The organism is Candidatus Aeolococcus gillhamiae, assembly GCF_016464765.1.
Lineage (GTDB): Bacteria > Chloroflexota > Dormibacteria > Aeolococcales > Aeolococcaceae > Aeolococcus > Aeolococcus gillhamiae.
In genome coordinates this window covers 1-11,285 of record NZ_JAEKNS010000013.1, presented here as the reverse complement: position 1 = coordinate 11,285, position 11,285 = coordinate 1, and the positions used below count along the sequence as shown (strand labels likewise).

The 11,285-nt window shown below is 67.6% G+C and carries 10 protein-coding genes; 7 read left to right on the top strand and 3 right to left on the bottom strand.

Annotated elements, in window-relative coordinates; all coding sequences use genetic code 11:
• Window positions 1-1,043: hypothetical protein (locus JF886_RS00810; protein ID WP_337308638.1), on the bottom strand; the 1,043-nt coding region annotated here is incomplete at its 3' end.
• A 346-nt stretch (window positions 1,044-1,389) separates the two neighbouring features.
• On the opposite strand from JF886_RS00810, the gene JF886_RS00805 reads away from it, so the two are divergent.
• Window positions 1,390-2,919, top strand: a complete 1,530-nt coding sequence (locus JF886_RS00805) for a sugar transferase (protein WP_337308636.1) — start codon at window positions 1,390-1,392, stop codon at window positions 2,917-2,919.
• 12 nt (window positions 2,920-2,931) lie between these two features.
• On the opposite strand, the gene cysC is transcribed toward JF886_RS00805, so the two are convergent.
• Window positions 2,932-3,501, bottom strand: coding sequence for an adenylyl-sulfate kinase (cysC, locus tag JF886_RS00800; RefSeq protein WP_337308634.1), 570 nt, complete (start codon window positions 3,499-3,501; stop codon window positions 2,932-2,934).
• A 317-nt stretch (window positions 3,502-3,818) separates the two neighbouring features.
• Here cysC and sat point away from each other — a divergent pair, with 317 nt between their 5' ends.
• Window positions 3,819-5,021: a sulfate adenylyltransferase gene (gene sat / locus JF886_RS00795; RefSeq protein ID WP_337308632.1), complete on the top strand. Its 1,203-nt coding sequence runs from the start codon at window positions 3,819-3,821 to the stop codon at window positions 5,019-5,021.
• Window positions 5,022-5,073: 52 nt separating this feature from the next.
• Entirely contained in the window at window positions 5,074-6,660 is a 1,587-nt protein-coding gene (locus JF886_RS00790) for a hypothetical protein (protein ID WP_337308630.1), read from the top strand.
• Between the two features lie 74 nt (window positions 6,661-6,734).
• Here JF886_RS00790 and JF886_RS00785 read toward each other — a convergent pair whose 3' ends face one another.
• Window positions 6,735-7,049, bottom strand: a complete 315-nt coding sequence (locus JF886_RS00785) for a hypothetical protein (RefSeq protein WP_337308627.1) — start codon at window positions 7,047-7,049, stop codon at window positions 6,735-6,737.
• A gap of 267 nt (window positions 7,050-7,316) precedes the next feature.
• Between JF886_RS00785 and rpsL the strand changes: the two genes are divergently transcribed.
• The 4 genes from rpsL to tuf form a co-directional block, all read left to right on the top strand.
• Window positions 7,317-7,700, top strand: coding sequence for a 30S ribosomal protein S12 (gene rpsL, locus JF886_RS00780; protein ID WP_337308625.1), 384 nt, complete (start codon window positions 7,317-7,319; stop codon window positions 7,698-7,700).
• Window positions 7,701-8,171: a 30S ribosomal protein S7 gene (rpsG, locus tag JF886_RS00775; RefSeq protein WP_337308623.1), complete on the top strand. Its 471-nt coding sequence runs from the start codon at window positions 7,701-7,703 to the stop codon at window positions 8,169-8,171.
• Window positions 8,172-8,173: 2 nt separating this feature from the next.
• Complete coding sequence (gene fusA / locus JF886_RS00770) at window positions 8,174-10,252, top strand: elongation factor G (RefSeq protein WP_337308621.1); 2,079 nt, start codon at window positions 8,174-8,176, stop codon at window positions 10,250-10,252.
• A 20-nt stretch (window positions 10,253-10,272) separates the two neighbouring features.
• Window positions 10,273-11,285, top strand: a 1,013-nt coding sequence (gene tuf / locus JF886_RS00765; protein ID WP_337308619.1) for an elongation factor Tu, incomplete at its 3' end; no start/stop codon positions are given.

Sequence of the window (11,285 nt, the reverse complement as noted above, 5' to 3'; positions counted from 1 at the left end):
GTCGGTGTCGGTGTCGGTGTCGGTGGCGGCGGCGTCGGTGTCGGCGTCGGCGTCGGCGGCGGCGGCGTCGGTGTCGGCGTCGGCGTGGGTGTGGGCGTCGGCACCGGCGTCGGCACCGGCGTCGGTGGTGTCGGCGGCGGCGGCGGCGGCGTCCTGGTCCGGGACCAGTTGCCGAGAGCAACTAGGTCGTTCTGAGCCACCGTCATGGGCCCGTAGGGGCCGATGATCGAGGACATCAGGGAGCGCTCGCCGTTGATCGTGGACTGCGAGGCGGACAGGTTCCCGGGGGCGGTCGAGAGGCCGGCGGTGGCGTTGACCCCCTGGTTGGCGACGTTGATCACCGAACCGATCCGCACCTGGAGGTCGTGGTAGGTGCTCTGCTCGAGGCCGATCGTGGAGTCGGTCGGGGCGAACTGGCGGGCGAACTGAGCCGCGTGCCCGGCGATCAGGTTGGCCTCGCCGATCATCGCGTCCGCCGCGATCGCGAGGTGCACGATGGGGTCGGCGACACCGTAGACCATGGTCGAGGTGGCCACGGAGATGACGTCAACGCGCAACTGGTCGATGAGCACGCCCTGCGCGATCGAGTTGGCCAGGGTCGCCAGTTGCGCGTTGATCCCCTGGAGATTGCCGATGAGCAGGTTCTTGGCCCCCCGGCTCAGGTTCCCGAGCCCGTTGACCTGGGCAATCAAGCCATTGACGTGCGCCACGCGGGTCGCGACCGCCTGCTCCCCGAGCGCCCTCAGGGCGTCGATCTTCTCCGCACCGATGAGCGTGTGGTTGTTGAGCAGCGCATTCAGCTGCAGGAGAATGAGCTGCGAGGTTGGATCGCCACCCGGCGTCGCGGCGGCGCTGTTCAGCTGATCGACGAGCTTCTGCTGGAGCGCGCCGATGCCCTGGTCGGTGCCGCTCACGACGGTCTCGGCGCTCACCGTCGCCGGTACCCCGACCACGGCCCCCATCATGGTCGTGCCACAGCCGGTCAGGAGTGCGACTGCGGCGATGCCGACGATGCCGCTTTGAAGATAGCCGAGACGTGCCATGCCGACTGTGACCCCCCTTCTGAACGAATCTCGCAACAGGCGTAACGCCGGCCGATGCCGTGTCGTTACTGCTGCGATGACCCGAGTCTGACGGGAGACAGCTCAACTTGTCAACAAGTCAATCGCAGCGAACGTTCGTCCAAGGTCGCGCCGATCGCACCGCTCGGCTCGCGGTCGAGTCTGGAGGATGTGGTCATTGGGGATCAGGAAGACATCTTCGCTGTGGTTCGGCAGTCGCTTAGATACGGAGAACGCTCAAGAACGTCATACGCGTCATTGACGGCACGCTGAACCGTCGTTACACTTCGGTGGTTGCGGTGTAACGGAACGCCGCTAGGGGGGAAACATGGACCTCATCGGCACACCCGGGCACGTCCAATCGTGGCCGGTTGCTGAGGGCACCTCGGTCGAGGTGATTGGGCGCTCGCTCGTACCGACGGCGTCTGCCGTCCTCCCCCGCGCCCGCGGTCTCGACCGTCGCCAGGTGATGATCGGCCTGCTGGCGCTCACCTTCGTGGTGGACCTGGTAGCGGTGTTCATCGCCTACTTCGCCGCCAAGATGATCCACGCCAATGACTGGGAGCTGGGCCCGCAGCTGCTGCGGCCCATCGACAAGGCGGTGTTCCTCACCATCCCCGCCTGGCCGATCATCTTCGGCATCTACGGTCTGTACGACCTGCGCAGGCCCACCCACATCACCGCCGAGGCACGCCAGCTGTTCCATGCGGTCATCTTCTCGGTGCTGCTCGTGGTGCTGGTCACGTTCGTGGCCAAGCTCAACCTCTCACGTGGCTTCTTCGCGGCACTCCTTGTGTTCAGCCTGGTCACGACCATCAGCGGTCGCCTGCTGGTGCGGCGCATCAACCACGCGCTCAACGCCCGCCTCATCACCAGCCAGACGACGATCGTCGTCGGCTGCAATGAAGAGGGGAGGGCGATAGCCCGCGCCCTTGCGCGCCGCCGCTGGGCGGGGTACGACGTTCGCGGGTTCATCGACGTCGCCCATCAGGGGGTCGACACCGTCGGCGGCCTGCCCGTGCTCGGGTCCGTGGCCACGATCAGCGACGTTGTCGCGCAGTTCGACGCGCGGGTGGTGATCGTCGCCGGCACCGCGGTCGGCACGGGGATGCTGCAGCAGATTGATGACGCCCTCGCGGGCACCGACATATCGGTGCGGGTTTCACCTGGCCTTGCCAACCTGGCGGCTTCGCGTGCCTGCGTTGAACCCCTTGACGGCATGGCGCTGTTCACGCTCCGCCGCCGACGCTTCTCGTCGCGGGCGCGCTTGCTCAAGCGAATCCTCGATGTGAGCATTGCCTCCGTGATGCTCCTGTTCGCCTCACCGGTGATGATGGTCGTCGCCCTGTTGGTGAGACTCACCAGCAGCGGGCCGGCGCTGTTCCGCCAGGAGCGCATCGGCGCCGAGGGACGGGCATTCACGATGTGGAAGTTCCGCACCATGGTGGTTGATGCCGAGAGACTTCGTGACGGTTTGAACGGCACCAACGAGGCGGACGGCGTGCTGTTCAAGCTGCGCGCCGACCCGCGCGTGACGCGGGTGGGACGCTGGCTCCGCCGGTTCGCGATCGATGAGCTTCCGCAACTCTTCAACGTCGTGCGCGGCGACATGAGCTTGGTGGGCCCGCGACCCGCGCTGCCCGAGGAGGCGCTGAACTACGACGAGCGTGTGCGTGGCCGGCTTCGCGTCAAGCCGGGGCTGACCGGGCTCTGGCAGGTGAACGGCCGGCACGAGCTGGTCTTCGAGGATTACCTGCGCTACGACCTGTTCTACGTGGAGAACTGGTCGGTGATGATGGACCTCTACATCCTCGCCAAAACCGTGCCCGCGCTCATCGCCGCGCGCGGGTCGTACTGAGCCGGCTCGCGACTACCCCGCCTGCGCCTCGCGCGGGGACGCGTCACCGTCGCGTTGGGCGACGAAATCGTCGAGGAGCCGGAGCACGCGCTCGATCGACAGCTGCACATCCTCGTTGTCGGTGCGGATGACCAGCTCGGGATCGGTCGGCTCCTCGTAGGGGTCGGAGACGCCGGTGAAGTTGGCGAGCTCGCCGGCGATCGCCTTGCGGTACAGCCCTTTTACGTCGCGCTCCACGAGAGTGTCAAGCGTTGCCGACACGTGGATCTCGAGAAAGTCGCCGATCTGGGCACGGACCTCGTCGCGCGCTTCGCGGTACGGTGAGATCGCGGCCACCAACACGGTGACACCATTGCGGGTCAGCAAGTCGGCCACGAAGCCGATGCGCCGGATGTTGATGTCCCGGTCCTCCTTGGAGAAGCCGAGGCCCTTGCTGAGATTCGTTCGGACAAGGTCGCCATCGAGGAGCTCGACGCGGGTGCCGCGGTTCCGCAGCTCATGGAGCACGCCCTCGGAGATGGTTGACTTGCCGGCGCCGCTCAACCCGGTGAACCAGACGGTCACACCACGCGCGTCGTTCATTGTGAGACTCCCATGGATGGCGCCGGGTCGCCGCCGGCGAGTGCCTGCCGCAGCATGCCCGGGCGCAATGACGCGGCGGATCCTACATCGAAGTATCGCTGCGCTGTCCGCCACGCAGCGTTGTCGAGGACCTGGCGCTCCAACGCATGCAATGCATCGGGCGTAACACCGGCCGAGAAAGCCAGATGACATAATGCGGCGGCAACGGGGGGCGGTGCCGCGATGGTGGGATCCTCGCGGCCGTTAGTGAAAGCTTGAATCATCGTGAGGTGCAGTGTGCAAGCGAGAAGGCCAGAGTCCGGCGCGGTGACAGTACTGTGACAACAGAGTCCGGCGAACTGCGACGCACACTCGCGCCTGCGTCAATCCCACTCGTGAACCGACTTCTGTCTCCCGACGATAGCTCGCGCCGCCTGGCCGCGCTCGCCGGTGCGCCGCGCATCGCGCTGGACTCGCGACAGCAGGCTGATGTGCACTGCATTGCGGTGGGTGCGTTCAGCCCGCTCACAGGCTTCGTGGGCTCGGCCGACCACGAGTCGGTGTGCGCGACGATGCGTCTTGCGGACGGTTCAGTGTGGCCGATGCCCGTCGTGCTCGCGGTTGATGAGCAGACCGCCGGCGCGCGCGGTGCCGGCGACGAGGTCGTCCTGGTCGGCACCGACGGCGAGCCCCTGGCGCTAATGACGATATCCGAGTCGTTCACCGTCGACCTCACGGCCGAGGTGGAGCGCTGTTTCGGGACCTCCGACCCGGCCCACCCCGGGGTCGCCGCCCGGGTTGCTCAGGGAAAGTTTGCGCTGGGCGGAGACGTGGAGGCGCTGCGGATCCCGGCGTCGGCGTTCCCTGACTACGACCTCAGCCCCGCTCAGACCAGGGCGCGCTTCGCCGAGCTGGGCTGGCGCACTGTGGTCGGCTTCCAGACGCGTAACCCGGTCCACAGGGCTCACGAGTACCTCCACAAGGTGGCCCTCGAAACCATCGACGGGCTGTTCCTCCAGCCACTGGTGGGCGACACCAAGGGAGACGACATCTCCGCCGCCACGCGGATGCGCTGCTACGAGGTCCTGCTCGACGGCTACTACCCGAAGGATCGCGTCGTGCTGGGCACGTTTCCTGCGGCCATGCGCTACGCGGGCCCACGCGAGGCCGTCCTGCACAGCATCGTCAGGCGCAACTACGGGTGCACCCATTTCATCGTGGGTCGTGACCACGCCGGGGTGGGCAGCTACTACGGCACGTACGACGCACAGCGCGTCTTCGACTCGATCGACCCCACGGCGCTGGGAATCCAGATCCTGCCGTTCGAGCATACGTTCTGGTGCCATCGCTGTGAGGGGATGGCGAGCACCCGAACATGTCCTCACCCGGACGATGACCACCTCGCGCTGAGCGGCACCCGGGTCCGCGCCATGCTCTTGGCCGGGGAGATGCCTCCGCCGGAGTTCAGCCGCCCCGAGGTAGCCGCCATCCTCATCGAGTCCGCCCGCGAGGGATTGGAGGCGGCCGCAGGGAAGCGGTGACGCTACAAGCGCGTTGCTGACCGATTGCGGTTGAAACGACTGCACCTAATGGATGACTGACCGACCGCCCGACATGCAGCCCTTGGGCCCGACCGGCGGGCGCGCTCCCGCCGGCCGAGGGACCTCGGTACCGTGGTGGCGCACGGACTGGTTCACCGGGCTCGCCGTCCTGGTCCTCTTCCCCGTCGGCCTGTTCCTCATGTGGACGCGCGCGCCGGGATGGGGCCGCCGAACCAACTCGATCGTCACGGCGCTGGTCTGCGTGGCGGTCACCCTCAGCCTCGTGGGCCTCTGGCGGTTCCACCCCATCCCGTCGCCGTCCGGACCTAGCGCGGTACTCCCCTCACCGAGCCCGTCGTCCGTGGCGACCGCACCGCCGGCGTCCGCCTCTCCATCCCCAACGCCCTCGCCGACTCCCCACCGGCCCACGCCGCCCCCGGTGGCGCCACCCCCGGGCACACCGGCACCCGCTCTGGCGGGCTATCGCAACCCGCTTGCATGGCCCTTTGCGAGCACGTCCATCTGGAACACCCCGATCGGCCGAGCCGCCGCCTACGTCCCGGCCGGCATCGCCCCGGCCACGGCGCGCACCGTGGCGACCGACCAGGACGTGATCGTCATGCAGCCCACTGCACCGATGACACCCATCCAGTACAACGGCGCCGCGTGGTCCGGCGGGTCACGGTGCGCCGGCGGGGCAACGCTGGCCTCAGCCCCCATCCCCGCTAGCCTCGTCGTGGCCTCCGGGAAGGGGAACTACAGCTTCGCGATCCTCATGCCGGACGGGCACACCGTCGTCCAGGGACAGCCCATGGCCAGGTGCAGCGCCGGCGGCCCAGTCACCTCCGCCCACGTTAGCGCTCCGGCCGACCTGTACGGTGCCGGCACGCTCGGCGCCCACGGCGGCTCCGGCCTGTCGTCACTGGGTGGCACCATCCGGCTCGGTGAGCTGGTCCCCGGGGCGCCTCCAATCCGGCACGCTCTCAAGGTCAACCTCGACGGGGCCGCCGACTACTGGCCGCTGGGATTTCGCTGGCCTGCCATCAAGGAGGACGGCTACGGGCCGCAGCGGTATGGGGGCAAGGTCCCCAGCCTGAAGATGGGCGCGCTGCTCGCCTTGCCCGCCTCGCTCAACCTCGCCAGCCTGAACCTGCAGTCCGGCCCGGGCAGGATGATCGCGTGGACGCTGCAGAACTACGGCGCCTACTGCGTGGATGACGCGGCGCGATCCGTGTATACCATCGCCACCGAGCTCGGCCCGGCCGGCGCCGTGACCGACCAGTTCCAGCAGGCGTGGGGATACTCGTTCGTGAGCGGCGTCGGCGACACGCCATGGGCGCGAGATATCGCGACCATCTTCGCCCACCTCGACGTTGTCGACAACAACTCGCCCGTGACCGTGGGAGGCGCCGGCCCCCGCCTGCAGCCGCCGGCGCCGCCGTTCACGGCCGTTCGGGTGTCGACAGCGACGACAGGCTTCGCGACGGCGACCTTCGCCGACTGGGCCCCTGCGCCGGCGCAGGCGGTGCTGCTCGGGGTCGGTGCGGCCAGCCGACCTCGACTGAGGCGCCGGCCTCCTCGAGCTTGGCCTTGGCGACGTCGGCCTCCTTGCGCGAGACACCCGCGCGGACGGCCTTGATCGTGGTGATCTTGGCGTCGCCGGCAGCGGTCAGGACGGGATAGCCGGGGGGCCGGCCGGGACCTCCCAGCCGATCAGCCGGGGGCGGGCCCGGCGCTGAAGCCGTTGGCGAGGATGGCGTGGAGCTCCTCGGCGCAGCGTGCGCAGAAGGCCGCCGTAGTGGCGTTCGGGCGATCCGCGACCACCACCGCGGGAGCGCCGCAGCCGACCACGCTGCAGACGCCCATGTCGATCGGCAGGGATTCGGGGTGTACGCGTCCGATCAGCGAGACCTCGGGTCTCTCGGACGCTTCGGGCGGGTGCGCCGTCGGCGGGCTCTCCGGAACGCGGCCCGGCCGGCCGAACAGGGCCTGCACCGCCGCCGTGAGCATCGTCCCGGGAGAACGCATGGTCGACAGGTCCCTCAATACGTGGATCGGTCAGTCGCATCCTATGGGTAATCCGGAATCTGTGCGCCACTCGCGGGCGAGGTCGGCTCGGCCGTAAAGGCCGACCCGTCCGCGTGGCGGCGCCGGAGGCGGTCCCCAGCCGGCTGAGTTCGCGCGGAGTTTGACTGCAAGATCGGCCCGCTGGTAGGATCTCCGTTCGCGCCACCGTGGCGACCGTGTATTCGCGCGCAGTTCGTCGGGCTGCGCTGTTCATTCTGTCGGAGTAGCGTGCCCACCATCCAGCAACTGGTCCGCAAGGGCCGGAAGACCGCGGTCAAGAAGACCAAGGCTCCCGCGCTGCGGGGGTGTCCCCAGCGTCGTGGTGTCTGCGTGCGCGTCTACACGACCACCCCACGCAAGCCGAACTCGGCGCTCCGCAAGGTCTGCCGTGTGCGCCTGACCAGCAAGGTGGAGGTCACCGCCTACATCCCCGGGATCGGCCACAATCTCCAGGAGCACTCGGTCGTTCTGGTGCGCGGCGGCAAGGTCGCCGACCTCCCCGGTGTCCGCTACCACGTGGTCCGCGGCACGCTGGACACCGCCGGGGCCAAGAACCGCAAGCAGGGACGGAGCAAATACGGCGCCAAGCGCGAGAAAGCGGCGGCCAGGTAGATGCCTCGTCGCGCCCGTATTCAGAAACGGGTCATCCTGCCCGATCCCATTTACGGCAACCCCGGCCTGGCCAAGTTCATCAACTGCGTGATGCTGGCCGGCAAGAAGAGCACCGCCGAGAAGATCGTCTACGACGCCTTCGAGAAGATCCGCCGCTCCCAGCGGCGTGAGCCGCTCGACGTCTTCGAGCAGGCGATGCGCAACGTCACCCCGGTGCTCGAGGTCAAGCCCAAGCGCGTCGGCGGCGCCACCTACCAGGTGCCCGTCGAGATCCGCCACGACCGCCGTGCGGCCCTGGCCCGGCGCTGGATCATCCGTTACGCCCGCGGCCGCAACGGCAAGAGCATGGCCGATAACCTCGCCGGCGAGCTGATGGACGCCGCCAATGGCGTCGGCGCCTCGATCAAGCGCCGCGAGGACACCCACAAGATGGCCGAGTCGAACAAGGCCTTCAGCCACTTCCGGTACTAGAGATGGCAGTCGCTACGCGCGCGTTCCCGCTCGAGAAGACCCGCAACATCGGGATCATGGCCCACATCGACGCGGGCAAGACCACCACGACGGAGCGCGTCCTCTTCTACACCGGCCGCATCCACAAGATGGGCGAGGTCCACGAGGGCGCGGCGACGATGGACTGGATGGTCCAGGAGCAGGAGCGCGGCATCACCATCACCTCAGCGGCCACGGCTGCCGAATGGCGCGGCCATCGAATCAACATTATCGATACGCCCGGGCATGTGGACTTCACCATGGAGGTGGAGCGCAGCCTCCGCGTGCTCGACGGGGCGGTGGCCGTGTTCGACGCCGTTGCCGGCGTCGAGCCGCAGTCCGAGACCGTGTGGCGCCAGGCCGACCGCTACGACGTGCCCCGCATCTGCTTCATCAACAAGATGGATCGCGTCGGTGCCAACTTCTTCGCGTCGGTGCACAGCATCCGCCAGCGGCTCGGCGCCAACCCCGTCTGCATCCAGCTGCCGATCGGCTCGGAGAACGACTTCAAGGGGATGGTCGACCTGGTGCGCATGCAGGCGATCCTGTACACCGACGACCTCGGCACCACCAGCACCCGCTCCGAGATCCCCGCGGAGATGGCCGAGCAGGTCGCCGAGTACCGGCACACCCTCCTCGAGGCCGTTGCCGAGTGCGACGACGAGCTGATGATGAGGTACCTCGACGGGCACGAGCTCAGCGCTGAGGAGATCATCCGCGGACTGCGCCAGGGGACGATCACCACCAAGATCGTGCCGGTGCTCTGCGGCAGCGCGCTCAAGAACAAGGGCGTGCAGCCGATGCTCGACGCGGTCGTCGACTTCCTGCCGTCGCCGCTCGACAAGCCGGCCATCGAGGGCCTCCTCAACGACCATCTCGAGACCCGCCACGTCAGCGACGAGGACCCGTTCTCGGCGCTTGCGTTCAAGATCGCCACCGACCCGTTCGTCGGCAAGCTCACTTTTTTCCGCGTCTACAGCGGCGTGCTGCGCAGTGGCAGCTACGTGTACAACGCCACCAAGGGCGAGCGCGAGCGCGTCGGCCGCATCCTGCAGATGCACGCCAACCACCGCGAGGAGATCGAGGAGGTGCGCGCCGGCGACATCGCCGCCGCCATCGGCCTGCGCAAGACCACAACGGGTGACACGCTCTCGGACGAGCGGCACCCGATCATCCTCGAGTCGATGGCCTTCCCCGAGCCGGTCATCTCGGTCGCCGTGGAGCCGAAGACCAAGGCCGACCAGGACAAGATGGGCGTCGCCCTGCAGAAGCTCGCCGAGGAGGATCCGACCTTCCGGGTGCGCTCAGACGACGAGACCGGTCAGACCATCATCAGCGGGATGGGTGAGCTCCACCTGGAGATCATCGTCGACCGCATGCTGCGCGAGTTCAAGGTCGACGCCAACGTCGGCAAGCCGCAGGTGGCGTACCGCGAGACCATCACCCAGAAGGCGCACGGCACCGGCCGCTTCGTCCGCCAGTCAGGCGGTCGCGGCCAGTACGGGCACGTCGAGCTGGAGCTCGAGCCCAACGAGCCCGGCAAGGGATTCGAGTTCACCAGCAAGATCGTCGGCGGCTCGGTGCCCCGCGAGTACGTCGCCCCGACCGGGCGCGGCATCGAGGAGACGCTCACCAACGGAGTCCTCGCCGGCTACCCGGTCGTCGACATCAAGGTCTACCTCGTCGACGGTTCGTACCACGACGTCGACTCCAACGAGCAGGCCTTCTCCATCGCCGGCTCGATGGGCTTCAAGGACGGCATGCGCAAGGCCAAGCCGGTGCTGCTCGAGCCGATCATGAAGGTCGACGTCAGCATGCCTGAGGAGTACATGGGCGACGTCATGGGCAACCTCAGCGGGCGGCGCGGCACCATCCTCGGGATGGAGGGGCGCGGAACCTCGCAGATGGTGCATGCTCACGTGCCCCTGGCCTCGATGTTCGGCTACGCCACCGAGCTGCGCAGCATGACCCAGGGGCGCGCCACCTATTCGATGGAGTTCGACCATTACCAGGCTCTTCCCAACAGCATCGCGGAAGAGATCATCGCCAAGTCCAAGGCATAACAGCGGAGAAACGAGCAGAGATGGCCAAGAAGAAGTACGACAGCACCAAGCCTCACGTCAACGTGGGCACCATCGGCCACATCGACCACGGCAAGACCACGCTGACCGCGGCGATCACCAAGGTGCTCGCTGAGAAGGGCGGCGCGGAGTTCCGTTCGTTCGACTCCATCGACAACGCGCCCGAGGAGAAGGCGCGCGGCATCACCATCGCCACGGCGCACGTCGAGTACGAGACCGACAAGCGCCACTACGCGCACGTCGACTGCCCCGGCCACGCCGACTACATCAAGAACATGATCACCGGCGCCGCCCAGATGGACGGCGCGATCCTCGTGGTGGCGGCCACCGACGGCCCCATGCCACAGACGCGCGAGCACATCCTCCTGGCCCGCCAGGTGGGCGTCCCATCCATCGTTGTCGCCCTCAATAAGTGCGACGCCGTCGATGACGAGGAGCTGCTCGAGCTCGTCGAGCTCGAGGTTCGCGAGCTGCTCAGCAAGTACGACTTTCCCGGAGACGACATCCCGGTGGTGCGCGTGAGCGCGCTCAAGGCGCTCGAGGGCGACAAGGAAGCCGCTGAGCAGGTCATCAAGTTGATGGACGCGGTCGACAGTTACATCCCAATCCCGCAGCGCCCCATCGACAAGCCATTCATGATGCCGATCGAGGACGTGTTCTCGATCGAGGGTCGTGGCACGGTGGTCACCGGCCGCATCGAGCGGGGTGTGGTCAAGGTCAACGAGGCCGTGGAGATCGTCGGCATCAAGGACACGACCAAGACCGTGGTCACCGGCGTAGAGATGTTCCACAAGCTGCTCGACACGGGCGAGGCCGGGATGAACGTCGGCTGCCTGATCCGTGGCGTCAAGCGCGAGGATGTCGAGCGCGGTCAGGTTCTGGCCAAGCCCGGCACGATCACGCCGCACAGCAAGTTCAAGGCACAGGTGGTCGTGCTCAGCAAGGACGAGGGTGGCCGACACACGCCGTTCTTCAACGGCTACCGTCCCCAGTTCTACATCCGCACCACCGACGT